This is a genomic window from Paenibacillus sp. PAMC21692 (genome assembly GCF_014303795.1).
Classification (GTDB): domain Bacteria; phylum Bacillota; class Bacilli; order Paenibacillales; family Paenibacillaceae; genus Pristimantibacillus; species Pristimantibacillus agaridevorans.
The window spans coordinates 7,750,104-7,776,495 of record NZ_CP060293.1; the positions used below are offsets into that span (position 1 = coordinate 7,750,104).

The following is a 26,392-nucleotide window of genomic DNA, read 5'->3' on the forward strand; positions in this document are numbered from 1 at the left end:
ACTAATACATGTTACTCAAAAAAATTGCTCATTCTACTTCCCAATGCTCGCTCACCAAGTCGATAATCTTCTTGAAAGACAGGTTCATCTCCTTGGCGGATGCGATAAATGACAGCACGAGCCCCTGGGTCAACTCCTCCTCCAGCCTGGCCAGCATAAACGCATCAGCGAAGATGACACTTCCCTGATTGCCGCTCGTATGAACATAACCTTCGTCTTCCATCATCTTAAAAGCTTTCTGCACTGTATTGGGATTGATGTTGAGCTGCGCGGCTATTTCTCGTCTGGACGGCAGCCGCTCTCCGGAGGAGACGTTGCCGAGGACAATCTGACGCTTGATGTATCCGGCAATCTGCATATAGACCGGCTCCTTGCCGTGCAGCGCCAATTCGTGGAATGAAAGCACGTTTCCGTCACCGATCCTTTCTATTTTTGTATTATATGTGTAATACACGAATGTTGTAAAGCCTCTTATTCGCACACTTCACTTAAGGCAAATAAGCGCCTTCCACTGCAACGACGAAACCAGCGGCTCCATCCTCATATTTGACGTTAATCTCTTGGCCGGGTTGAAAGGCAGGGATATGAACGGAGTGTATGGCGGTTCTGACGTCGATTCGTCTGGTACTGCCGTCCGTCATTAAGACGTCCAGCTCCAGGATCACGACGGGTTCGCCGCCAAGCCTCGCATTCGTAGGTTCAATAGATCGAATGACAGCTCTGGCGGACGTTCCTACCGTCAATACCCTTTTAGCCGCGGTTCGTTCCTCCCGGCCCGAATCCCGAAGTCCCCGGCGCAGAAGCGGCAGCGTTATGAATAACAAAGTAAGCAGCGAAAATACAGCGATCGCAATTCCGATCCATGTCGCATTCAAGCCGATCACCTCCATTGCGTATAAAATTCAACTTATTCTTTTACCCCAATCCTAACAGTTTGAAACAAGAAACAATTATAATAGATTTAATATTAATTAAAAGTTGGGGGATATCGCAAAATGAGGAAAAAATATTTTATGATCCTGGTTTTTTGTACTTTGTTGTGCATTCCAAATCTGGGATCGGCCAATGCAAGCTTTTACTTACCCGACTCGTCAAGTATCGAGCTTCAATGGGAGTATACAGAAACTCCGCCGAAACGTCCCTATCCCCGGCTTCTTAATTCCGCTCAATACTCCGTAAAATGGAAGCTGGATAACCCGCTCATGTTCGAAATCGTTGAAGACCGTAACGGCATCATTTACATTTCAGATAGTGACAATAGGGTTCTAGCCATCTATCCTAACGGCCAGGAAAAATGGAGCACGCAACTCGCCTCGGACCAAGATCTTTCCGTTTTCAACTTACATCTAGGCAATGACGGAACCCTATACGCCTATAGTTCCGACACTTTGTATCAGGGGGGCGGAACGACGGTTTTTGCGCTGTCCGAAGATGGAGCTATCAAGTGGAAGCTCGAATCAGACAATATCTTTAGCCGTTTTGAAGGCAAGTTTTCAGGGGATGTTTCCGGCAACTTGATTTATTTCACGAACGAAGGGCTGGTTTCAAGAAACGCAAAAGGCGATATTAATTGGATTAATGGCGACATTACGACTACTCCCCCTGTCGAGTATAACGGCCATCAAACAAAAGTGTATACGGATCTTCAAGGGAATATTTATGTAGATAACAACAAACAACAAATTATCTCTTTGGATCAGGAAGGAAACGAGAGATGGACTTCGCAGCCTCAAACGTATCTCGATTCCTTTAATGTTTTTCATCCTTTCTTCTCCGATACAGGATTTATCTATATGCTGACGGAAGAAGGGCTTCATGGCTTGGATAGCCGCAACGGTCAAAACAAGAACGCCGCCTCTTTATTCGATTACAAAGATATTCGCTCTTCAGGCATCCCTACGGACGGGCAGGGCGGGTATTATATCTCGATAAGGGGATCTATAAAAAAGATAGATGCGAATGGCAACTCCAATTGGATGTACACTCCTAGAGAAACCGAAAAATACGGAGTAGGCTCGTTAAAACCTTTAGCTACGGACAGTAAGGGGAATGTTTATTTTCCGACCGGCGTCGGTAATATAATCGGATTGGACCGCGAAGGCCAGGAAATATTCGCGTTCCTTCGAAACGGCTTTTGGCACAGGATAACCGAAATCGTCATCGGCGCCAACGACAATATTTATTCCATTAATCATGATATCGGCATTGTCGCGTTCGGCTTAAAAGGCGTACAAGTGTATTCCGATAATTTGCCGCTTCCGTTATCCGTAAAGCCTATTAACGAAAAAGGAACGATACTGGTTCCATTCCGGTCCTTGTTCGAGGCTTACGGTATGAAAGTGGTTTGGGATTCCAGCAGCAAAAAAATAACAGGCTCCAAAGAAGGTCTTCGTCTAGAGCTCTCCATTGGCTCGCGCACGGCCTATGTGAATGGAAATGCGATGGAGCTGACCGAAGCGCCTCGAATCGCGAACGGCTCGACTTATGTCCCCCTTCGTTTTATAGGGGAGTCGCTTAACAAAAAAGTGAGCTGGGATGGTAAAAGCCAATTCGTAAATATCGATATATAGGGTACAATCCCGACCAAATAACGTCTCTCATCTAAACAAGAACAAAGACACCCCGCATGCTGCACTTTTAGAGTGTAGCTGCGGGGTGCTTTCATATGGTTTGTAAAAGAAAATAATAGCGAGTCGTTTTAAACAACGCCCTGAGCGATCATAGCATCAGCCACTCGGACGAAACCAGCGATGTTGGCGCCAACGACAAGGTTGCCCGGATGGCCGTATTTGGCCGCTTCCGTTTCGGCATTGCGGTGGATGTTGCGCATGATGTCATGCAGCTTCGCGTCTACTTCTTCGAAGGACCACGACAGACGCATGCTGTTCTGAGCCATCTCCAGCGCCGATACGGCTACGCCGCCGGCATTGGCTGCTTTAGCAGGTCCAAATAGTACGCCTTCATTGATAAATACGTCGATCGCAGCCAGCGTAGAAGGCATGTTCGCTCCTTCACCTACTGCGATAACACCGTTAGCGACAAGCAGCTTCGCCGCATCTTCGTCGATCTCGTTCTGAGTCGCACAAGGAAGAGCGATTTCGCAAGGAATGGACCAGATGCCTTCGCAGCCCTCTGTATAAGTCGCGTTCGGACGGGACTGAACGTATTCGCTAATCCGCTTGCGTTCAACTTCCTTCAAGCGTTTCAGGAGAGACAGATCGATACCTTCCTCGTCGTGCACGTAACCGCCGGAATCGCTGCAGGCAACGACTTTAGCGCCCATTTGCTGAAGCTTCTCGATCGCGTAGATGGATACGTTGCCGGAGCCGGAGACAACTACCGTTTTCCCTTCCAGTTCCAAACCCTTCCCTTGAAGCATTTCGTTAACGAAGTACACGCAGCCGTAACCGGTCGCTTCCTTACGCGTCAGGCTTCCGCCGTATTGCAGGCCTTTGCCTGTCAGAACGCCGGCTTCGTTGCCGCTGCGAATCCGCTTGTATTGACCGAACATATAACCGATCTCGCGCGCGCCAACGCCGATGTCACCGGCTGGAACGTCGATGTCGGGTCCAATGTAACGATACAGCTCCGTCATAAAGCTTTGCGTGAAACGCATGACTTCTTGCTCGGACTTGCCTTTCGGATCGAAGTCAGAGCCGCCTTTACCGCCGCCGATCGGTTGGCCGGTCAGCGCATTTTTGAAGATCTGCTCGAAGCCGAGGAACTTGATAATGCTTGTGTTAACGGAAGGATGGAAGCGAAGTCCGCCTTTGTATGGACCTAGTGCGCTGTTAAACTGTACGCGGAAACCGCGGTTCACTTGCACCTTGCCTTTGTCGTCCACCCATGGCACGCGGAAATAGACAACACGATCCGGCTCGGTAATCCGCTCCAGAATGTTTTGCTCGATGTAATGCGGGTTCGCTTCCAGAACCGGAACAAGAGAATCCAGAATTTCTTTTACCGCCTGAAAAAATTCCTTTTCGCCTTGATTGCGGTGGATAATCAACTCGTAGACGGATTGTACATAGTCTTTCGCCGACTGCTGCTTGGTCAATAACTCATTCACTTATGTGGTCGCTCCTTTGGCTCCAAACGTCGGACCTTAGTACAGGTAATCCGAAGTTTGCGCTATGAATAGGGTAAAGCATATATATTGCGACAATCGTGATTCATGCGGTATGCCTTACAGCAGCTCGCGGCGAAGCTCTTCGGCCGACTTTGGCGACAGATAGGACAATGGTACGTCGAATACTGTGCGCGCTCCCGTCTGGCCCTCCTTGCTCATCCGCTTAGCTGCTCTTGCATAGGCCACAAGCACGCTTGCTGTAAACTCAGGGTTGCTCTCCAGCTTTAGGCCGAAGTCGATAATTTGTTTTGTGCCCGATCCCGTTACGCCGCTTCGAATGACGAAGCCGCCATGCGGCATGCCGCTATGCTCGGACTTCAGCTCATCCTCGGTGATGAACGTAACAGTCGTATCATAATCGGCGAAGTAGTTCGGCATGGATACGATCGTCTCTGCAATGGCATCGCGATCCGCGCCTTCTTCTGCAACGATGTAACATTGGCGAAGATGCTTCTCGCGCGTCTCCAATTCAGGCGTCTCGCCGTTGCGAATGCGCTCGATGACCGATTGCACGGGCACCGTGTACTGTACGCCTGCTTTTACGCCGGGAACGCGGCGAATCGCGTCGGAATGTCCTTGGCTGACGCCCTTGCCCCAGAACGTGAAGTCCTTGCCTTCCGGCAGGATGGCTTGCCCCAGCAGTCGATTAAGCGAGAACAGCCCAGGATCCCAGCCCGTTGAGATTATACTCAGTTTATCGCTTTGCTCTGCTAAAGCATTAACCTTATCATAAAATTCCGGTATTTTGGCGTGCGTGTCAAAGCTGTCTACCGTGTTGAACATGCTAGCCATAAAAGGCGTTTGCTCCGGAAGATCCGTCGCAGAGCCGCCGCATAGAATCATGACGTCGATTTTGCCGATGTACTGCTCAGTCGCCGAAATATGCTCAAACTTGGCGTCGCCCGAAGCCATCTGATCCGGCTGTCTGCGCGTAAAGATCGCAACAAGCTCCATATCCGGATTTTGTTTAATGGCCAGTTCGACTCCTTTGCCAAGGTTGCCGTATCCCACGATGCCTACTTTCACAATTTCCATTTTGCTCCTCCTAAAATAAAGCACACACCCCTACAATCCCGTTTAGGAGTTTAGCCAAGATTTTGCCGCTCTTGCCGAAAATGAGTTCATTTACCTCATAATATCGTTTTATTTTAAATAATCTATCGCAATTATGCAAACAAATAATTAAATCCTGCAAACGCAGGTAATCTGACATGAGTTAGCGATTCTAATCCGAAGCAAATGCCAGTGGAAAATTGATGCAATGCCGACGTGATGACCGTTTTTTCAATTTCCATTTTCGGATGCATAAAAATGCCTGAAAAATGTTGATTTTACATCTGCATTTACTGACTAGACGCACTGTTTCGCAATTTAAAAAGACTAATGAATCGGTGTAACCCATCCAGGTTTTCAACCGAATAACATCAGTTACCGGCTTAAAAAAGCGCATACAAAATGGCATTAAAACGGCTAGCAAATGTACATATATTCCTCTCCCGCCTTAATTTTAGGGTCATTCAGTTACTCGTAGAGTTAAGCAACATAACATATATCTACAACCATGTTCATATTCAACTTATATACACTCAATACAGCACGTTATCTAACACGTTTTGTTCGGTTCAACTGAACAAATTTACTATTTTCTTCCCAAAAAAACAAAAAAAAACGTCCCTGGAAAGCTTAATTAGCCCGATAGGGCCTACATCCAGCCTGTTTCGACGCCTGTTCTCGCACATTTTGTTCCGACAATTGCCACAATTGCGGACGGCTTCGGTTGCCTTTGACTTTGATAATAATGATGGGAAATCGTCTCCGAGTTCTCGAGCTTGTAAATTCTATTGTGGTCAAATAGACTGAAACTATTGGATTCAACTGTTTCTATTATGGAGGTAAACGACATGGTGGATGCCCCCCTCTACGGAAGGCAAGCGCCTTCTTCTCCCGTCATTAATGCATTCGTATCCGCCGACCGTTACAGCCTACACGCTGAACTGCGATTGCCGCATGAGCACGCCGTACTGATCGTCGAATCGGGAATGGGCGCCTTAACTTTGAACGGTCGCAAATATCCCGTCTCTTCGGGACGTTGCTATTACGCGCTGCCTAACATGCCCTTTTCCATTGAGCCCTATTTCAACGAATTTTCTGCCATTCTGGTCCGATTCGACAGGCTCATGCCCTTGGAACGTAGCGCGGAGGGCATTCGATACGCCAGAGAGAACGGCGGCTTTGCCGATTGGGGAGAATTGGCTTCTCCAATGCCAGAGCGCATGCTGCAGCTCGCGCGGGATATGGCGGATCTTGGTCATAGCCATGACCTGCTGGGCGTTGCCCGGAGAGAACGCTGCTTCCACGAATGGATGTACGAGCTGACAGCCGCCAATACCTATTCCTCGGACATCGAGTCAGACAACGGGGAAGTTATAAATCGTGTCATGAAATACATCGATTTGCATTACCACGAGAATTTAAAGCGCAGCGCACTTGCCGGGATGGCGGGGTTCAGTCCTGAATATTTCTCTTCCTTATTCAAGCAAATCAGCGGTCGCAGTCTGACGGATTACATAACAATGCTGCGTATCCGCCACATTAAAGAAAGGCTTTTGTTCGCAGGAGCACGGTTAAGCGATGTCGCCAAGGAAGTCGGTTACAAGGATGAATATTATGTCAGCCGGCGGTTCAAGCAAGAGGTCGGCATCTCTCCTACGCAGTATGTTCTTGCGGACAAAAGAATCGTCTCGCTTAATCCCCATCTGACGATGCATATGCTCGCGCTTGGGATTGTTCCTGCCGCCACTTCCGCCTACCCCTGGGGCTTCGGCGAATACGACAGTCTTTTGAGGGGCGCCGGATGCGAATGCCGGGACTGGACGACTGATTTCACAACCGATGAGCTTGCCGTCCTTCGTCCCGATCTCCTGATCGGCATCGACAACCTGGATCACGAGCGCCTGCATGCATGCAGGCTATTGGCCCCCACGCTTGTATTGCCCTGGTATATCGGCGATTGGCGCGGCCACTTCCATATACTCTCGCAAGTATGTCGGCGCTCCGTCGAGGAAACGGAATGGCTGTCACAATTCGATAAGAAGGTCGATTGCGTAAGGTTGGCCATGTCGGAAAGCGGCATGGCTAGCCTTACCGCTACTATCGTAAACATCAGGGATACGACTTCCTATGTTTACCTCAACAGAGGCATGGGCAGCCAGGTTGTTTATAAAGAGCTCAAGTTTAATCCGCCGCCCGACGTCAGGACAGCCATAGGAGATCGCGCTTCCGCTGCAATCGAACTTTCCGACATTCTTCCCCGGTTCGAGGCTGATCTAATGATTGTAGTTACCGCATCTTCTCCCCTTGCTGCAGCCCGAACGCAAGACATGCTGGCCAGCGAGCCGTGGGTGAAGTATCGCAAGCAAGGCGGTCTTGTCCGCCATGCCGATATGAGTCGCTGGCATGGCTACGATCCGCTGTCTATCCAGTGGCAGTTGTTGGATGTCCAGCAATGGCTGGACAGACCGGAGTAACTTCCTACAATAGTCCAAACAACTTCTTACACTAGACTATGGTCGCCCAAAGGTACCTTTGGTATGATTCTTTACGACAATGAGAATCAATATCAGGAGGTAATACAAGTGAAAGCACAACAAAAGTTATGGATGACAAGCCTCTTATTGCTGGCAGTCTTCCTGCTCGCAGCTTGCGGGAATAACAGTTCGAACGCGAATACGGCCAGTCCCTCGACGTCGTCTTCGCCATCGCCCACAGTCGCATCGACAGACACAACTGGCGGTTCCAATGCAGCAACCAATAGCGGAGAAAACGAGACCAGAGAATTCGAACACGGCAAAGGCGTCACCGTCATCCCCGCTAACCCGGAACGTGTCGTAGCGATTCAATATACTGGCGCCATGCTCGCGCTAGGCGTCAAGCCCGTCGGCGCGGACAACGAATGGGCCAAGTACCCTCTCCTGGAACAAGAGTGGGCAGGCATCGAGCATGTGGGCGATCCTTGGACAGGCTTGAATCTTGAGAAAATCGTCGAGTTAAACCCCGACCTGATCGTGACGCATGTCGAGGACACCTACGAAGCCTTGTCCAAAATAGCGCCAACCATCTGGATTCCTTGGCTTCAATACGATCCGCCTGGTCAGATCGCCCTTTTCGGAGATATTCTGGGCAAGCAGGCCGAAGCGGAGGCTTGGCAGAAACAATTCGATGCCAAAGTCGCGGAGACGAAGCAAACCGTCGGCTCTATCATCGGCGAAGACAAGACGGTTACGATCTTCAACATTCGTCCTGCCAATCAGTTTATCTACGGCAACAAAGCAATGGGCGGCTACGTCATCTATGACCTGCTAGGTCTGAAAGCTCCGGAAATCGTTCAGCAGGAGGTCATTGACAAAGGGCTCGGACAGCTGGAAATTTCGCTGGAGCTGCTGCCGCAATATGCAAACTCCGACTATGTCTTCCTCTCCGTGCTCGCAAATGACGGCGGAACCGAGCGAGCTGCCGAAGTGACTGAAGGAGCGATTTGGAAGAACCTCCCCGCGTCCGAGAACAATCGAGTCTTCGATCTGAATTGGGATACGTACTTCACGACCGATCCGCTCTCCACCATGAAGCAGCTTGACGCTTTCGCCGAACTGCTGCAAGCTACGCAGCAATAGGAACGCAGGCTCTTGGGCGAGCGAGTACGGTATGTAAGTGGCTTGCCAGCACAGTGGTTACAAGACTTGCACATTTTGGATTCATAGACGCTATTTTCGCTTATGCTGCTAATCAAAGTTACTTTCCGGTCCATCGGCGTTTTTAACGCCTACAGCTGCTCGTTCGCCTACTTTTTAGAGCCATAAGCGTTACTAGCGCCTATGGCTGCTAATCAGGTTACTTTACGGTCCATCGGCGTTTTTAACGCCTACAGTTGCTCGTTCGCCTACTTCTTGGAGCCATAAGCGTTACTAACGCCTATGGACGCTAATTAGAGTTACTCTCTGGTCCATCGGCGTTTTTAACGCCTACAGCTGCTCGTTAGCCTACTTTTCGGAGACATAAGACCGAGCCGACGGCTCGGTCTTTACTTGTGCGTACCAATTGAGTTACAGAGACTCCATTACATCCATCATTCGCAGCATCCTGTACAATTCCGCCTAGCTCGATCCACTTGCCCAGGGTTTCGTCCAAATGTGAAATGTAAAGCCGTATTTGATCAAGTTCGTTAGCTGCAGGTCATGCAAGCACAAGAAATGCCCCAAAACCATTGTTTGCCGCACAAAAAAAGCACACATCCGCCGCACACCTTATAACAAAGTGTTGCATGAATGTGTACTTTCTTTGGAAAACGACGATTAGAGGAATTATCTCATGACGAACAGATAGAACAGAATAGCGATAACGAACCGGTAGATCGCGAACCACTCCAGACGGAGCTTCTTGATCAGGTTAAGGAACGTCACGACGGCGACCATGGCGACTACGAACGCGGCGATAAAGCCGATAAGGAACAGCAGCAGATCATCCGAGGTCAGCATGTCGCGGCTGTCGTACAGATCCAGTACCGTCGCGCCAAGCATGACGGGAACCGAGATCATGAATGTAAAGTCCGCGGCAGCCTTCTGGCTTGTCCCGAGCAGCAAGCCGCCAGAGATTGTAGAGCCCGAGCGGGAAAAGCCGGGCCACAGCGCCAGACATTGGAAGAGGCCGATGCCAAGCGCCTGCTTGTACGTGATATCGTCCGTCTCTTCGGCGGTGATCTTACGCTTTACACGCGCCGCGATGATAAGCAATATGCCACCGGCAACGAGGCTGATGAGCACCGGACCGGATCCGAACAATACGCTTTTGATAAAATCGTTGAACAACAAGTACACAATCAGTGCCGGAATCATCGCCAGAATCATATGTATGGCGTTCAGCTTCTTCTTCTTGAAGTCGAGCTTTACCATATCCTTAAGCATCGACATATACCGTTTCCAGTACAGCAGCAGAACCGCCATTACCGCGCCTAGCTGTATCACGATCATGAACGTCTTCTTCGCTTCGCCGTCGAAGCCCAGCAAGTCTCCTGTCAAAATGAGATGGCCCGTGGACGAGACCGGCAGGAACTCCGTCAATCCTTCAACAATACCCAATATAATCGCATTAATAAAATCTTGCATGCCATATACTCCGCCTTTCCATACAGTCTTCCTCTTGCCCGTCTAAATCCCAAACTCTATTTAGAGGTTGTTCAACACACGTATTATTAGTTTAGTTGAAGAACGGGGCAACAATCAATCGAAAATGAATGACAGAAAGCTTACAATATTGTAACCCGTACAGTCCCTTAGGAAGATGAATCGGCGCCAAGCAGCTTGTAATAATAGCGGGTTGCTTCCAATTCCCCGTTCGCGGACCGCGCATAACGAGGAATGGTTCCGGCATGGACGTAACCGAGGGATGCGTATAAGACGTTGGATGGATCCCCCTCCCGCGTATCCAGAACCAGAAGGGACCGCCCTTCCTGCCCGGCTCTCTCCTCCGCCCGCTCCATCAGCAATCTTCCGATGCCCCGGCGCCGACTGTCCGCATGGACCATCAATTTGGCAATCTCCGCGCGGTGCAGCCCGTTCGGCTTCATGCATGACTGCAACTGCACGCTGCCCACGATCGCGGATCCTGCCTGGGCTATCCATAACGCGACTCCGGGCTGCAGCGCCCCGGCCCAATACTCCTTAGCCGAGCTTCGGCTTAAAGGGGGCAAGAAGCCGATGGATGCCCCGTCCTCCACCACCGACATCAATAACCCCGACAGTTCCTCGATGTACGGCTCTATGGAATCAACGCTTACGATCTCGACCCTATCCTTCATGACGTCACTCCTCCTTTCCATTCAGCAGCTCTGTTATGTCATCTGCCGGCAGCGGCTTGCTGTAGTAATAGCCTTGCACGTTAAAGCAGCCCTGCAGCTTTAGCAGTTCTACTTGCTCTCCCGTCTCCGCTCCTTCGGCAATAACATCCATTCGGAGGATACGCGCCAACTCGATTATCGTTCGGACGATAGCCAAATTCTCCTCAGAGCTTGTGATGTCCTGGATAAAAGAGCGGTCAATCTTAAGTGTATGCAGCGGGAGTCGCTTTAAGTAGCTTAAGGACGAGTAACCGGTGCCGAAGTCGTCCATCGCGATAGAGATGCCGCGCCGCTTAAGCTCGCCCAGCGTCGCCAGCGTATGCTTCTCATCCTGCATGGCTATGCTCTCCGTCAACTCCAGCTCGACATATTGCGGATCGAGCCCCGTCTCGCGCAGCAATGCCGTGACGACCTCGATGAAGTCCTGCGCCTGGAATTGCAACGCGGAAATGTTAACCGCAATCTTGACGGGATTCAGTCCTTCCTCATGCCACGCCTTGAGCTGCTCGAAGGCGGTTCTCATAACCCAATTTCCGATCGGCACGATCAAGCCCGTGGATTCCGCTACCGGGATAAATTCCGCTGGAGATACGAGCCCCACGCCTGCCCGATTCCATCGCACCAACGCCTCCAGCGTCGTAATCCGACCGGTTTGCGAGTGGTATTGCGGCTGATAATGGAGCAAAAACTCTCCTCCCGCCAGCGCCTCCCGCAGCCCCTTCTCCAGATCAATCGTCTGCTCGAAGTCCCTTCTCATCTCCCATGAGAACGTTCTGACCGGGTTCGAATTGTCCTGCTTCGCCTGAAGCATGGCTGCATCCGCATATTTCAGCAGCGATTCCGGATGCTCTCCGTCATTTGGGAAAGCGCTAATGCCGATGCTTGCCGTAATAGAAGCTTCATAGTGTTCCAATCGGTAGGGCTCGGACAGCCGGGATACAATCTTTTCCGCCAGTTGATAAGCTTCTTCTACATAAGTATCCGGAAGCAAAATCATGAACTCGTCCCCGCCGAGCCTGGATGCGATATCCTTCGGACGAATGCATGCCAACATCCGCTCCGCAGCCTGCTTGAGCAGCAAATCCCCGTACGAGTGGCCAAGCGAATCATTTACGAACTTGAAGCGGTCCAAGTCGATACACAGAATCGAGACGCTGCGATTGTCCGGCTTAGCCCTCTCGATGGACTGCTTCAGACTTTGCTGGAGACTGTCCCGGTTGAACAACCCTGTTAACGTGTCGTGATAAGCAATATGCCGGATCAGCTCCTGGTCGCGTTTATGCTCCGTGATGTCCGTGCGGATCGAGACATATTGATAGGGCTTATTGTTTTTCATAAACGGCACGATGAAAGTTTTTACCCAGTAGTGCGAGCCATCCTTCGCCCGGTTCTTGACCTCGCCGGACCACACCTCGCCCGATGCGATCGTCGCCCACATTTCCCGAAAGAACTGCTTGCTGTGATAACCCGAATTGAGAATGCGGTGCGTGTTGCCGATCAACTCGTCATGGCTGTACTTCGACAGCTCGCAAAATTTATCGTTGGCATATGTAATAACGCCGCGCGCATCCGTCATGGCCACAATGGAGGATACGTCAAGCGCGTATTTGATCGCGGCGAGTTCTTTGATGCTGCTGGATATCCCGCTGTTGCCGTCGTCCAGGGAGTATGTGCTATTCAATTCGGTTTCGCCTCTATCCTCTGTCTTTTTTCGTTTCTATGTTGTGTTCTATATATTTTCCCACTAGAATGCCGTTATTTCAATCTCTTTCACACAATATCCCTGCTCGCAAAGTATTGCCTAGTGCCAAAGGACCAGGATTATGCTACTATATAATTGTCTAATCTAGCACGGAATGGTAAAAACGAAGATAGATTCCCACTTAGCAGAGGGTGTTTGACAATGGCCGAAACCGCCGATCACGTGCATCAATCCAAATCCACCGCATCTCCTGCCCCCGCGGGGCGCAGCGCAAGTACGCCTCAAGCAGCTCCCGGACAAGCCTTGTCGAACTTCAGGCAAGGCAGCATGTCGCCTGCCGACGTCATGCAGTTGCAGCGTTCCTCCGGCAATCAGGCAGTGCTGCAGCTGTTCCGGGATCGCAGCGCGGCGGCCCCGGGCACGCAGGCCCCGATTCAACGGCAGATCACGCGTCCCGGCAATATGTTTCAATCCACACGAACTCCGCCGGCCGCTTCGACCGCAGCAACGCCTGCCGCTTCGGTAGCCGCCCCCTCGACTGCCGCTTCGGCAACGCCGGTCGTCGAGACGCCCGCTCGGGCAGAGTCATCGGCGTCTTCCCCGGCCGCCGACGTCCCGGCAGTCCGGACACCGCCGAATCTGCAAGGCAAAGGCGGTTATGGCGAGGTCTACAGCTGGCTGAGGGCGCAGGCCTCTTCCTCCAAGAAGACGGATCTGTTCGGCTTCTTCGATACGCTAAGTCCGGAACAGAAGATGAGCGCCATCCGCTCCATGGCGGGCGGCGCCAGAGTGATCTCGGTCGACGCCGTCAAGAAAAAGATGCTGTCCGGCATTATCAGCAAGTCCGTCGACTGGGACAAGTTCTCCGTTATTGTTAGGGAAGCGAAAAAGATCGACACCACCAACTACAATGCCGATCAAGATCGCGACTACGCCAGCTACGCGGCGATCGGCACATCCAGCGCGGCAGGCGGCGTATCCGGCTCCTCCACGATCAGCCAGACGCTTGGCGCGGCCGGCGCCAAGGGCACGGCTCTCGTCTCCGCTCCGATAGCGGGAGGACTGGGCGGCGTTGCCGCGGTGTCGCAAATCTATAATGCGAGCCAAAATTATGACGGCGCGCTCAGCGCAGCCGGCAAGGCGCAGGTCGTCGCGGGCGAAGGCGCCGGAGGAGCGGCTGACCTGGCGAGAGTCACCGCTGGTACGGTCAACAGCGTTAGACAGGTATCCGGCATGGCGCTCAATGGCGCCGCTACCGCGGCTGCCGGCGCCGGCGCAATTATTGGCGGCGCGGCTTACATGGCGGGAGGCGCGGCCGGCTATATCGAAGGCCGACGCAATGTCAAGCGCATGGGCGAAGTCGAAGAGCGGCTGGCCGGGCAAAGCGGAGAGCTGGCCGAGCAACAGCGGCTCGCGGCCGGACTCGGCAAGTCGACGCAAGAGATGAACAAATCCAAGAGCGGCATGACCGCCGTCAAGGGCGCCTTGATGGTCGCGGGCGGAGTAGCATTGCTTGCGGCAGCGGCATCTCCGGCCGGACCTATCCTGATCGCGCTTGGCGCGATATTGGGCGGAGTCGCGGCTATCGTGAAGTTTTACAAGAAACACAAAAGGAAAGAAGCGTTTGTGGACAAGGCGCTTAAAGTCGACGAGGCCATGGCCTCGGAGTCATACAAGGGCCTTGCCAGAGACAAGGTTCGCCAGTCGTTGCTTGAGAAGCACGGCTTCAACAGCTTGGGGCAATGCTACAATCAGCTCGTCACCGACCTGGCCGGCATGCTGTATGAGAGCGGGGTCGTGGGCGACGACCAGGAGAGCCGGGCGATTATCGAAAACATCGGCCTCAAGATCGACAAGGCGAAGAAGAAACCGGGCAAAGATCTGATCGCCAAGAAATTGCATACGTAGAGGAGAATCGCCATGACCGAGTCATTATCGTTCGCCCGCTCCGTGTTGAGCGGCCTGCACGACTATTACGGCAGACACGGCATCGCCGCCAAGCTGGCCGAGCCGGACGACGAGGCTCCCTATGCCTCGCTGCTGATCCGATTCGACGAGATCGGCTCCGGCAATGAATCGGTGCTGCTGGAGATGAGCTTCCTTCCAGGATTAGAAGAAGCAGAGCAGGCCGGCGTCTATCTGCTTCAGACGTTCGCCGTACTCCGGGACCGGACGGCCCAGGAGCGCTATACATCCTTGGTACAAATATGCGCGAGCCTCAATCTTACGCTCCCGATCGGCGCTTTCGGCGTCTCGGAGCCTGGAGGAGCCTTATACTTCAAGCATAATGCCATGCTGCGGGCAGAATGGTTGGAGGGTGAGTCGGGCGTTCAGCATCTTGATCGGGTCAATGGCCTGGCGCTTCACCAGCTTCATCTATACTCAGATACGCTTATAGCCGAAGTCTGACACAAAAACGGGGTTGTTCAAGGGTCGATATGACTCTGCGGACACCCCCTATTTTTTTGGTATCGGCTTTCCTACACCCACGCCTCGTTCGCATAACCGCGCTGCTCCCAATACCCGATATGTTCCCCTTCGATGAGCTCGATCCGGTTAAGCCACTTGACCGATTTATAGGCATACATACCCGGCATGATAAGCCGCACGGGTCCGCCTAGATCGCTCGGAATCGGATTGCCATCGTGCATGACGGCAATCATCGCATCGTCCTGGGCCAGCTGCTCCAGCGTAATGCCGCTAGTATAAACACCGTCGCCCGAGTAGAAGATCGCGGACTTTGCCTTCCCTTTTACACCAGCCAGCGCCAATATCTCCTTGACCGGGATACCCTCCCATGTGTTGTTGTAGACCGACCACCCCGTCACGCAGTGGAAGTCGCTAACCTGCACCGTCCGCTTAAGCTTAACGAACGTATCCCAGTCCCATTCCAGCGGCTTGTCTACGAGTCCATCGATGCGCAATGACCAGTTCTCATTATTGAACGAGGGGATGGGCGTTACAGTGTACACGCGGAAGCTGCCCTGCGCTCCTCCGCCAATGGGAGGCGCCGAGTCTGGAAGAGGCTCCGGCGCAGGCAGCATTACGTTCGAATCGTTCTGGATCAGTTGCTCCATGTTTCTGCCATTACCCACGCTGCCGAGCTGATCGCCGAACCACTTCAGAAAGGACGGACCGACAGTCACCGCAAGACCGGCGCCTATTGCGCCGCGAATGAACGCGCGGCGCGTATATAACGGCTGCGGGGCCGCCGGATGGTAGACGTCCCTCTCTGCAGGCGGCAATTGCATCGTGCGCCGATTGGAGTCTTTGATCCAACGGGCTCTCGACAAGGAATGGTAGATGATATAAGGCAAGCCGATCCACGTCAGGAGATCGTGAGTTACGAGCGCCGCGTTCGACAAGCGAGGTCCTGCCAGCTTGAACTGCCAGAGGATAACGCCTGACAGCAGCCATCCGAATAGAAAGGTTAGCACGATATAGACGTTAAGCTTCTGAATGGGCTTGCCCTTCAGCCTTCTCCAATGCTTGCCCGCAAGCACGAGATAATAGGCAATAGGCAGAACGGAGGCGATTCCGACGGCGATATGAAACCACTTGAGCCAGACGCGCCCTTCGCCAAGGACGCCTCGCCAGAAGCCTCCCAACAGAACAAGGCCGGATAAGGCCAGCAACAGAACGATCCACCCATTCCAGGCATGGATGGAGACAAGCTTCTTGCCGTACCCTTGACGCAGCTTTTTCAACAGTCCAGTCATACTGGCATCTCCGCCCTCCGATGGTTCATTATCTGCTTTCATTGTACCGTAATGCTCCCACAACGCGAAAGACCAGCTCCGCGAGAGTGATCATTCCCCAGGCTGGTCCTTCTTCTGCTGTTCCATCGGGATTGCAAAGGACACCGTCGTGCCAGTCCCCGGCACGCTAACGATAGTCAGGCCTTGCCGGTAACGCTGAGCAAGCCGTCGGTTCGTATTGGCGATGCCAATGCCTCCCGTCCCGCCGAAGACATGCTGAAGCAGACTGTCCGCATCTTGCTGCGTCATCCCCTTGCCGTTGTCCCTCACCTCGAACAACGTATCCTGCCCCCGCCGGATGATCCGGATGACAACCGTGCCTCCTTCCGCGCGACTCAGCGCCCCGTGCTTGACGGCGTTTTCTACGATAGGCTGCAGGCTAAGCGGCGGCAGCATGAGATCGATGTTCGCATCGATCTCCCACTCGACGGACAACAACGACCCAAATCGTTCTTGTTCGATGTATAGATAGGAACGAACAAGCTTCAACTCATGAGCGAACGGCACCATCTCCCCCGCGTTCAGGAAGTTGAAGCTAATCCGCAGATAGGATGTAAAAGCTTCTGCGAGCTTCCTCATCTTGTCCGGGTCGATATCGCTTAAGGCCAGAATGGAATTTAAGGTGTTGAACAAAAAATGCGGATGAATCTGCGCCTGCAAATAAGCGGCCTCGAGTCGCAGTCTCTCCGTTACGGAACGCTTAAGCGTTGTTAACGACCAGACGCGGTATTTCAATTCCAGCGCGTCTACAGGCTTGGTCAGATAGTCGTTCGCTCCAGCGGAAAACCCCGCATAGATATCCGCCTGTTGGCTTCTCGCCGTCAGGAGCAGTACAGGCAGCTCGGAGATGGAATACCGCTCCCTGATCGCTTTGGTCAATTCATAACCGGACATGCCCGGCATCATGACGTCGGAGATGACAAGATCCCACTGGCCGTTCTCCAACTGCTTCAGCGCTTCAGCAGCGTTTGCCGCTGGTGTGATGGTATAAGAATCATTGCCCAATATGCCAGCCAACACTTGAAGATTGACAGGATCATCGTCGATAGCGAGAATGTTCTGCTTTACGCCATGCGTTCCCATTTCAGGCGGAGCCAGCTCTATCCAGCTGCCGCTCTCCTCATGTGCCAGGAGTGGACTCTCTTCCGCCGCCCATACATGATTCCATGGCTGCGCCGCCGCATCGGGATCTCCTGTGCCATCCGGCGATTGACTATCTGCGAGAGGCAGCGTGAATTGAAATTCCGTTCCTTTCCCGGGCCACGAACGAGCGGTAAGCGTTCCTCCATGAAGCTCCGCAAGCTGCTTGCAGATGCCGAGACCAAGCCCGATGCCTCCGTTGTCCGAATGCCCTTGCTCGTACGGGAGGAAAACGCGGGCAAGCGTCGCCTCGTCCATGCCGGCTCCGGTATCCGTTACGCTAACGACGGCTCGTCCCTGAATGATCGCCGCTTCGACGAAGACCTCGCCTTTTTCCGTATACTTAATGCCATTATGAATAAGATTGAACAGAATCTGGGCTAGCCGCTTTTCGTCCGCCATGACGACCGGGAAGAAGTCCGGTATTCGCGAAGCCAGCTTGACGGGTTTCTGCTCGACAAGATAGCCCAGCATGCCAATAACGCCTTCCGCGATGGATTGCAACGGGATCGGCCGCATCTGCAGAACGACGTGTTTGTCCTTTAATCGCACGAGATCCAGCAAATCCTCGATCAAATGCGACATACGCCTGCCGATCGTAATGAGAAGCTCCATATCCTTGTAGCTTCTGTCCTCGATCGACTGGCGTTCCCTTAGAGCAACCGTCTGGGCGATATTAATAATGCCGTGGATCGGCGTCCGAAGCTCATGCGACGTGTGTGCAAGAAATTGGTCTTTCAGCTTGTCCGACTGCCTGAGCTGTTCATTAAGCTTCGCGTTCTCGGCCGCATTGCGGAAGTACAGCTTGAACCAGTAAGAAGAGAAGCCGATGATGGCCGCAATAACATCGAACGGATAATATTCCGTGTAATTCATGCCATACGTATTAAGAAGCCCCCACACGATGCTGGATATGACGCCGATCGCGGACAGCAGCAAAAAGATGGACCCGCTGTGGTTATTTACCACCATTTTGCCTATGAGGTATAGGAACCAGACGACAGGCACGACGTAGAAGAACAAGCCTACGCGGAGGCTCGACAAATAATGAACCGTGTCGATTGGCAGCACCATAATCGTAATAACGTATGCCACGAACAGCCACGAGAATAAACGAAACAATCGTCCGTCCGACACGCTCCCCGAGAAGATTCGCGTCAGCATCAACATGAAATACGTCAGCATGACATAAGAAATGCTTCCAAGCTTCACCACCCAGGTGTAGTTGACGGGCAGCCAGTGCAAAATAAGCTTGTCATGGATTGTAATGATAGACAGCGCAGATGAAAGCATCATCATGAAAAAGACCAGAAACGCGTATTGCTTGCGATTGAAGATATATAAAATGATGGCGTAAATGCCATGCAGCATCAAAATAACGAATGTCATCAGTTGAAAGCCGATGGAATACCAGCGTTCTCCGTCGATCGCCGCTTGAGAGCCGAAGCGGATCGGAACTACGATTCCGCCGCGAACCGGGTTGTCGTAATTGGAGACGCGGACAAGCAGCTCGATGGAGTCCTTTCCATCAACGTTGGAGTAGGTTGCGGTATAAGACCAGCGACTGGGCTTGTATTGGTCTTTGCTTAAGCCGAGCTGTCCGAATGCCGACTGGGTCTCTCCATTTACGACTACCTGCGAGGCGGCCTCGATTCGTTTGATCCAGAAACCATACGTCTGCTCGGGCTGCTCTTTAAGCAGAATGGTCAGCTTATACGTGCCGGAGCCGTATGCCTCCCCGTCAGGCATGGCCTCTCCCCAGCTTCCAGGCACTTGCACATACCGGGGTTCGCCGAAAGGCGTTCCTTCCAGCTGGCCAGGGTAGAATGCCCATTCGCCGTCAAGCAGCATGGAGGGTGATTGTTCGAAGTCCCAATGCCCAAGATCGATGACGCCTTGTCGAATGGGAGGATGCTCCGGTATAGGATTCCATGCTTGCCATAACCATCGAAAGCCAAGCAGAAGTCCGAGGAAGAGTATCGTCATGATAGCGGATCTTATTAGCGGGTAGTCTCGTAAAGTTTTCATACAGCTAAGATTCGACATCAGGAGCGTTACTCCTTTATACGATTACGGTAACGGGCCCTCATAACCCCATATCGCCTCAAACCAGCAATATTCTGCGTAGGTGCGATCTTGAGCTGACCGCAGCCGCAGACCGTATGCTGAATGTCCTGGATGCGAACAGCCGAGTCACGGCTCAGTTATGCAAATGTGCAGAACTTCACGCGCAGCTTCAAGCAAGTGATTGTCGTAACGCCTGGTGAGTATAACAAAAAACAAGGGGCTGTCATTTTGGGACAGCCCCCTGTTCAATGCTCCGTTCCGATGAGGAGGCACGCCTTGCGGCATCCGATAACTCCCCTCCCCAGGTTTCGTCTTGCGCCAGCAGTATGCGCTAACCGGGTGGGACGACGTTTTATGACCATTCCACGTTCTGGAACGTATTCGTCTCGGCGGACTCGTTTGCCTTCAAGCAGAGCAGCGCGCTCAGCAAGCCGTCGCCCAACGTCGTCCGCGAGCGCTCCTTGCCCCGGACGGCCTGCAGGAAATTGTTCACGAGTATCCCGTCTCCGCCGCCATGTCCATCCAGCGCATTGGCATCGATGGCATGCGTCTCCACCCGCGCCTCATGATGCATATAGACCTTAAGCTCATTCGTATACCAGTCGAACTCCAACGTTCCCTTGTAGCCGAGCAGACGGGCGCCGCGCCTTGCCGCTCCCCTGCGCGCAAAAAAGTTCTGAGAATAGTTGACATGCATGCCCGTCTCGTATCGCAGCAGCGCCCCGCCAGAATCTTCGTTGCCTGTATCTTCCGCAAAACAGCAGTAGTCATACCCATAACGATTATGCGGCTTCAGTGCGCTTTCCTCGCAGGTTCTATTCTCTTCGCAATTTGAGCATTTCAATCCCGCCGGCTTCGTTCCCGTAAAGACCCGCTTCGACTTCATCGCGCATACGGCAATCGGCTTAAGTCCGATGAGATAGTTGATATAGTCGAAGTCATGCGTCGCCTTTTGCAAAAACAGCCCGCCCGTAATGCGTTCGTCCCTGTACCAAGAATGATAATACACGCCTCCGTATGGGACGTTGTTAACCGCCTGCACATGCTCCACCGTACCGATCTTCCCGGAATCGATAATTTCCTTGGCCAGCCTGACGAGCGGCGTATTGCGGAGCGGGAACGAGACGACTACCTCCGACCGAGAAGCCTCGTATCCGGCCTTTAGCCGCGACAAATCCTCGTATGTGGTTGCGACCGGCTTCTCCAGATACAGCGGCAAATGCCGGCGAAGCACTTTCAGCGCCATATCCGTATGAAGGTCGCAGCGCGTTCCGATAATAATGCCGTCCAATTCGCAGGAATCCAGCATTTCGTCCGCATTGTCAAAAAATTGCGTATGGCGAGCTTCCTCTCCAAGCCTGGTTTTTAGTTCATCACGTTTCGGATCCGCTATCGCAGCGATGCTGTAGCCTAATTCATCCGATTGAAGAGCGGGAAAAATACTGCTAACCCGTAGTCCGTAACCAATTACTCCCAATCTCATGTTCCGCACCTGGCTTTCCATAGTATGAATTGAAAAACTTATTTATAATCGATTAATTACGGAAATAATAACATGGATATTAAGGGAAGTATTTGCTTGTTTCAGTTCATTAGTTGTATATTATCGATATATATTAACGTGGAGGATTGCCTCATGGAACGAAGCTTGCAACAGAATCTCTCTTCCGACATACAGGATATGAATCCAAGCGTCCACTGGACACAGCATCAATGGGTGCCTCCCGCCCTGCTGCCGGCAAGAAGAATTTACGATTTCGAGATCATGTATGTTTATTCGGGAGAAATGTGCGTCCATTTCCCTCTTTCTGACGAAACCGAAACCTATCTGCCTGGCGACCTGTTGTTCCTCCATGCCGCCATGCCTCACCGCATCGAGACCCGGGCTATCGAAAAAACGCATCTGCTCGGCATCCATTTTGATTTCTACGATGAATTCGAGATCTCTCCCGAACTGTTCGTCGATGTCGATGAGAGGGATGTACGCAACGATCGATTTTGCCGGCCGCCGCTTGACAGCGAAGGGAACGACCTCTTTGCCCGTCGCTATGCTTCCGTACCCGAAGACATTGTCCGCTTGATGGAGAAGGTTTGCGAGGAGTTCACCCTGGAGAAACCTGGCTTCGGCGCGGCCTGCAAGGGAGGCATGCTGTTGATTGCGACTGCTCTGTCCAGATTGCTGCCTATCCCGGAGCGGACTGTTCCCCAGGCCTATCAAGACGCGTTTAAGGAGCTGACGGAAGAGATTGCCCGCGCCTTACACTTTCCTTGGACTAGCGACATCATGGCTAATCGTCTGAACGTAAGCCCGGATTATTTCATTCGGCTGTTCAAGAAACATTACGGGACGACCCCGGGGCAATATGTCAGCAGGCTTCGCCACCAGGAGGCCAAGCGCTGTCTGAGGGAAAGCGATCTGAAGATCGAGCAGATCGGCCTGCTTATCGGATACGAGGATTTGCATCACTTCAGCCATGCGTTCAAGCGATGGCAGGGCGTCTCCCCTCGCGAATATCGCAAAATGTCCTCTCTCTTGTAGCGCAAACAACAAAATCGTCCTGACGGTGATTCGATCGCTCCGTTGTGCGAGGGTGTCCTTCTAACGGACAGGAGCGTCGCTATTCTTCGATTAGCTGATGTTTCTAAAATCTAACAGACACACGCAACCTTATTTGCACCATCCGAGCAACTTTCAGCTATATTTTGGCCATATTGCGTCGCTACTGTCCGTTAGAATTTGATCCTTGCGTAAAACGGGCTAATAGTGTTGCGTGAGTCCGTTAGATCTGAGCCGGTCCAGTTACTTTATGGGCCATCGGTGTTTTTAACGCCTACAGCTGCTCGTTCACCCACAGTCTGGTATGTCGCATAATTTCCTATACAACAACAAAAAAAACGCAAGCCACCCGGACTCTGCCGCAAGCTTGCGTTTTTCTCTGCTTTTTTCTCTGCTTTTTTCTCTGCTTTTTTCTCTGCTTTTTTCTCTGCGCTTTATTTGCGTTTTTCCGTTGTCCATGAACTCTTTGCACAACTATTCGTCGCGCTGTTCATACGCGCATTCATTCGCAAACTGCTCCCGCTCCTTCATCCGTATAACAACGGCGGTCAGCGGCTCCAGCACGATCGCCTCCCGCGACAACCTAAATCCTGCCTGTGCCGCGACTTCGTTGGAGCCAGCCGTCTCGCCATCCACGAGCACCTCGCCCCGCGTCAGGTCCGCTTGCAGCGACAACCTGATCGTCCTCTCGCGCTCATCCGCGTTCACGAAGACATAATATGCACCCGTCCCGTCGGTCGATTGACAGCGATAGGCGATCACAAGGTCGAATTCTCCGATATCGGGAGAAAGAATCATCGTCATATGACGATTGACAGATTCCATATCGCCGAGACGGAACGCGTTCGTGCTTCGCCTCAGCTCAATCAGACCGGCTGTATAAGAACGGGTCAGAACGTTTTCCGGAAATATCGTTCCGTCATCCGTCGCTTTGCTCCAATCAAACTTGTTGATGGCATCCGAGGAATCGTAGGAGTTGTGCACGAAGTATCCGATGATCTCGCCATGAACGTTATAGTGCGGATGGGCGTGGGCGGCCGGCGCCGCGCTTCCTCCCCATTGTTTCGTCCTGCCGAACTCTTGACCGGCTTGCATAAAGATTGTCCCCTGCGATGTAAAGAGCAGCACGTGGCCAAGCCGAAGCCTGCGATGGATGCGCCTTGCGTCCGCAGGAATTCGCGGATCCGCCCGAAGCGTCACGGCAATGACGTCGTGCAGCGTCAGGTTATCATGCGCCTCCAGGTATTGCACCATATCTCCAGGAGAATCAGCCGGCGTATTGTACGGCTGCGCCTTCAAATTGCGGAACAACGTGTCGATATGGCGCGCTCCTCCCATCAGGAATCGCGGCTCGCCTTCGCTGCCGAATCCGGACTTCAGCTCGTTTCGGAATTCGTCGGAGAAGACGCCAACATCGTCCGTTTTGTTCATCCAATCCTGATCTGCGCCCATTCCCGCGAGGGATGGTTCCCCGATATGACCCGCGAAGGTCCGCCAGCCTTCGCCGATAAATAAGGGCTTCGGATGAATGGCTGCCGCCTCGTCGAATGCCCGCTGCACCGCCGGGTACGTCGCATCGCCCATCATGTCCCAGCGCATGCCGTCTATTTTGTACTCCTGAAACCAATACTTCACGGAATCCACCATCAGCTTCTCCGCCATCTTGTGGTTGGTGGCCAGATTGCTTCCGAAGCCTCCAAGCAGCTCGCCAGCTTCATTCCGGTAGAAATAATAACCCGGCACGATATCCTCCAGCAGCCATGCCTTCGCCATATGCGTATATACGACATCCAGAATAACGCCCATGCCTGCACGATGGATCGCGGCAATCAGCTCCTTGAGCTCCTTCACACGCAACTCAGGGTCGCACGGATTCTCGGAATACGCTCCATCCGGGCAAAAATAACCATGGGGATCATAACCCCAGTTGTACTGGTTATTCTCAGTGGAGTCGTGTAGTTCGCGCTGCGACATTGCGGCTTCGTCGCCATAATACCAGGCCATAACGGGCAGTAGCTGCACATGCGTAACGCCAAGCTTTCGGATGTAGTCCAGCTTGTCGATAAACGCCCGGTAAGTGCCCCATCTCGCATGCAAATCTCCCTCGATGGCAGGATCCGACGTAAAATCCCGGATATGCGTCTCGTAGATGATGGCGTCTTCCCTGCGCTCGTAACCTTCGATCTCCGCGAGTCCGAGTCCGCCTTCCGGCTCCGTCTCGCTCAAGTCGATGATAGCTGCCTTGCCGACGGCATCGCGATCGGCTCCGAGAGGCAGCCCCGCCGGACTGACCCGGAATTCCGCCATCGACTTCGCGTACGGGTCCAGTACCCTGCGCGTCGTCCTGCCGTGCGAAACCTCGTACTGATAGTAATATCCTCTCAGATCCGCGATGTCCAGCATCTCCGGCGTTGCCGTCACGGACCATACGCCTTGCTCGCCTCGCATCAGTTCGGCGGCGCCGAGTTCCCGTTCCGCATCGTCTTTATCGTAGAAGCGGACCGCCACCGCGTCCGCCTTTGGCGCCCACAGTTTCAGCCTGGCTGCGCCTTTGTCGTACGTCGCGCCCAGATCATCTCCGCCATAATAAAATTTTGCATCCAGTTCAGCCCAATCTGCGCCTGCAGCATCGGAGTCCGGTTTGCCTTCATACCACTCCGCCACTCTCTTGGATGCGGCATCGTCGTGAAAAATAAACGTGACCTCCTTGGGGGCGTCAAGCTTAAACTTGATATTGCCTCCTCCCAGCATCCCGTTGACGCCGTAGTTTTCGGTCCAGCCGCCATTTATGGCAACTTTATATTCATAATGACCGGGATTCAGCGGTACTTTCAGGATATGCATTTCTCCCCCGATGTTGATCATTCGGAGCTCTTCGGCGTCCGTAGACCAGTCGCTGGCGATGCCGGCTTGCGTCCAAAAGTTGCCTGCGACATGCGCGACTCTCCCCGCGGATCCCGGCTTCCCGGTATGTAATGGATGATTCATGAGAATGGACAAGGACTCCACACCCTTTTCTGGTAGTGTGCAATCTATCAGCGCTCGTAGGAGATTAGTAGATTGTTATCTGTAAGTATGGTCACGTTGCGGAGCGATTAAACGAATGTGGCTTATCCACCATCCAGCACGTCTTGTCCGCCTTATTGATATGATCGTCAATCGGACGGGGTTTGTTTAGCTTTGCCGAAAAGGCATGTCCGCTGTTTCTGCAGATGACTTCATATTCTTTTTCGACTGGATATGACAATCTTGTCCTTTGCCTGCTATTTTCCGCTATAATAGGAATGATAGCCTCTTACTTCCCAAACCTATCAACCTTACCTAAAAGGGGGCAACGACATGTCCATTGACATTCTCCAACGAAATCATGTTAAAGTGCTCGGAAGCGGCGACCAAACGATCGTCTTCGCCCACGGCTTCGGATGCGACCAGGAGATGTGGAGACACATCGTGCCGGCCTTCGAGCAGAACTATCGTATCGTGTTGTTCGACTACGTCGGATCGGGAAAGTCGCAAATCGACCTTTACGATTCCACTAAATATAATGATCTGCATGGCTATGCGCAGGACGTGCTGGACGTGATGGAGGCGCTGGAGCTTAAGGATACCGTCTTTGTGGGACACTCCGTAAGCGGAATGATCGGCATGCTGGCATCCATCCGCAACCCCGAATATTTCTCGCGGATGATCATGATCGGCTCGTCCCCGAGATACATGAACGATCAGCCGGACTACTTCGGAGGTTTCAACAAAAGCGATATTGACGAGCTTCTCGAGATGATGCAGCTTAACTTCATCGGATGGGCCAGTTACCTGGCGCCGATCGTCATGCAGAATTCCGACAGGAAGGAACTAGCCGAGGAGCTCGAACGAACCTTCTGCTCCCGGGATCCGCATATCGCCCGGCAATTCGCCGAAGTGACCTTTTATTCCGATTACCGTTCTAGTCTGGAGAAGGCCTCTGTTCCCTCCCTCATCCTGCAATGCTCGGACGACAGCATCTCTCCTGTAGAGGTCGGCGATTACTTGCATGCGCATCTTAAGAACAGCAAGCTTCGTCAGATGACGGCGAAGGGGCATTATCCCCAGTTAAGTCACCCGGACGAGATGGCGCAATGTATGAAAGACTATTTGGCTGGCGTGTAAGCGC

General features: G+C 52.6%; 18 protein-coding genes. 7 read left to right on the forward strand and 11 right to left on the reverse strand.

The features are described 5' to 3' along the window. Window positions 1-28: 28 nt before the first annotated feature. Window positions 29-406: a GntR family transcriptional regulator gene (locus tag H7F31_RS30940; RefSeq protein WP_187101963.1), complete on the reverse strand. Its 378-nt coding sequence runs from the start codon at window positions 404-406 to the stop codon at window positions 29-31. An 82-nt stretch (window positions 407-488) separates the two neighbouring features. Continuing rightward, window positions 489-875 (reverse strand): hypothetical protein, encoded by a 387-nt coding sequence (locus tag H7F31_RS30945; RefSeq protein ID WP_187101964.1) that lies wholly within the window; start codon window positions 873-875, stop codon window positions 489-491. A gap of 327 nt (window positions 876-1,202) precedes the next feature. Here H7F31_RS30945 and H7F31_RS30950 point away from each other — a divergent pair, with 327 nt between their 5' ends. After that, window positions 1,203-2,570: a stalk domain-containing protein gene (locus tag H7F31_RS30950; protein ID WP_187101965.1), complete on the forward strand. Its 1,368-nt coding sequence runs from the start codon at window positions 1,203-1,205 to the stop codon at window positions 2,568-2,570. 128 nt (window positions 2,571-2,698) lie between these two features. On the opposite strand, the gene gdhA is transcribed toward H7F31_RS30950, so the two are convergent. Both gdhA and H7F31_RS30960 read right to left on the reverse strand, forming a co-directional pair. Further along, a complete protein-coding gene (gene gdhA / locus H7F31_RS30955; RefSeq protein WP_187101966.1) occupies window positions 2,699-4,069 on the reverse strand; it encodes an NADP-specific glutamate dehydrogenase in 1,371 nt (456 codons plus the stop codon). Window positions 4,070-4,186: 117 nt separating this feature from the next. Continuing rightward, the gene (locus tag H7F31_RS30960) at window positions 4,187-5,164 is read right to left on the reverse strand and encodes a diaminopimelate dehydrogenase (protein ID WP_187101967.1); all 978 of its coding nucleotides are present in this window, start codon (window positions 5,162-5,164) and stop codon (window positions 4,187-4,189) included. Window positions 5,165-6,030: 866 nt separating this feature from the next. On the opposite strand from H7F31_RS30960, the gene H7F31_RS30965 reads away from it, so the two are divergent. Together H7F31_RS30965 and H7F31_RS30970 are read left to right on the forward strand one after the other, a co-directional pair. Next, window positions 6,031-7,656: an AraC family transcriptional regulator gene (locus H7F31_RS30965; RefSeq protein WP_187101968.1), complete on the forward strand. Its 1,626-nt coding sequence runs from the start codon at window positions 6,031-6,033 to the stop codon at window positions 7,654-7,656. 108 nt (window positions 7,657-7,764) lie between these two features. After that, entirely contained in the window at window positions 7,765-8,799 is a 1,035-nt protein-coding gene (locus H7F31_RS30970; protein WP_187101969.1) for an ABC transporter substrate-binding protein, read from the forward strand. Between the two features lie 687 nt (window positions 8,800-9,486). On the opposite strand, the gene H7F31_RS30975 is transcribed toward H7F31_RS30970, so the two are convergent. The 3 genes from H7F31_RS30975 to H7F31_RS30985 form a co-directional block, all read right to left on the reverse strand. Next, the gene (locus tag H7F31_RS30975; RefSeq protein ID WP_187101970.1) at window positions 9,487-10,287 is read right to left on the reverse strand and encodes an undecaprenyl-diphosphate phosphatase; all 801 of its coding nucleotides are present in this window, start codon (window positions 10,285-10,287) and stop codon (window positions 9,487-9,489) included. 167 nt (window positions 10,288-10,454) lie between these two features. Further along, on the reverse strand, window positions 10,455-10,979 hold the full coding sequence (locus tag H7F31_RS30980) for a GNAT family N-acetyltransferase (RefSeq protein ID WP_187101971.1): 525 nt from the start codon (window positions 10,977-10,979) through the stop codon (window positions 10,455-10,457). A gap of 4 nt (window positions 10,980-10,983) precedes the next feature. Next, entirely contained in the window at window positions 10,984-12,699 is a 1,716-nt protein-coding gene (locus tag H7F31_RS30985; RefSeq protein WP_187101972.1) for a bifunctional diguanylate cyclase/phosphodiesterase, read from the reverse strand. Window positions 12,700-12,921: 222 nt separating this feature from the next. Here H7F31_RS30985 and H7F31_RS30990 point away from each other — a divergent pair, with 222 nt between their 5' ends. Further along, a complete protein-coding gene (locus tag H7F31_RS30990; protein ID WP_187101973.1) occupies window positions 12,922-14,628 on the forward strand; it encodes a hypothetical protein in 1,707 nt (568 codons plus the stop codon). Between the two features lie 12 nt (window positions 14,629-14,640). After that, window positions 14,641-15,129, forward strand: a complete 489-nt coding sequence (locus H7F31_RS30995) for a hypothetical protein (RefSeq protein WP_187101974.1) — start codon at window positions 14,641-14,643, stop codon at window positions 15,127-15,129. Window positions 15,130-15,200: 71 nt separating this feature from the next. On the opposite strand, the gene H7F31_RS31000 is transcribed toward H7F31_RS30995, so the two are convergent. The 3 genes from H7F31_RS31000 to H7F31_RS31010 all read right to left on the reverse strand — a co-directional run bounded on the left by H7F31_RS31000 (window position 15,201) and on the right by H7F31_RS31010 (window position 21,168). Next, complete coding sequence (locus H7F31_RS31000; RefSeq protein ID WP_315970535.1) at window positions 15,201-16,481, reverse strand: molybdopterin-dependent oxidoreductase; 1,281 nt, start codon at window positions 16,479-16,481, stop codon at window positions 15,201-15,203. Between the two features lie 48 nt (window positions 16,482-16,529). Further along, a complete protein-coding gene (locus H7F31_RS31005; protein ID WP_261800197.1) occupies window positions 16,530-19,604 on the reverse strand; it encodes a hybrid sensor histidine kinase/response regulator in 3,075 nt (1,024 codons plus the stop codon). Between the two features lie 433 nt (window positions 19,605-20,037). After that, entirely contained in the window at window positions 20,038-21,168 is a 1,131-nt protein-coding gene (locus H7F31_RS31010; RefSeq protein ID WP_187101975.1) for a Gfo/Idh/MocA family protein, read from the reverse strand. A 153-nt stretch (window positions 21,169-21,321) separates the two neighbouring features. Between H7F31_RS31010 and H7F31_RS31015 the strand changes: the two genes are divergently transcribed. Further along, window positions 21,322-22,224, forward strand: coding sequence for a helix-turn-helix transcriptional regulator (locus tag H7F31_RS31015; RefSeq protein ID WP_187101976.1), 903 nt, complete (start codon window positions 21,322-21,324; stop codon window positions 22,222-22,224). A gap of 492 nt (window positions 22,225-22,716) precedes the next feature. Here the strand turns inward: H7F31_RS31015 and H7F31_RS31020 are convergent, their stop codons facing one another. Next, window positions 22,717-25,230: a pullulanase X25 domain-containing protein gene (locus tag H7F31_RS31020; RefSeq protein WP_187101977.1), complete on the reverse strand. Its 2,514-nt coding sequence runs from the start codon at window positions 25,228-25,230 to the stop codon at window positions 22,717-22,719. 351 nt (window positions 25,231-25,581) lie between these two features. Here H7F31_RS31020 and H7F31_RS31025 point away from each other — a divergent pair, with 351 nt between their 5' ends. After that, on the forward strand, window positions 25,582-26,388 hold the full coding sequence (locus tag H7F31_RS31025; protein ID WP_187101978.1) for an alpha/beta fold hydrolase: 807 nt from the start codon (window positions 25,582-25,584) through the stop codon (window positions 26,386-26,388). The last annotated feature ends 4 nt before the right edge of the window (window positions 26,389-26,392 follow it).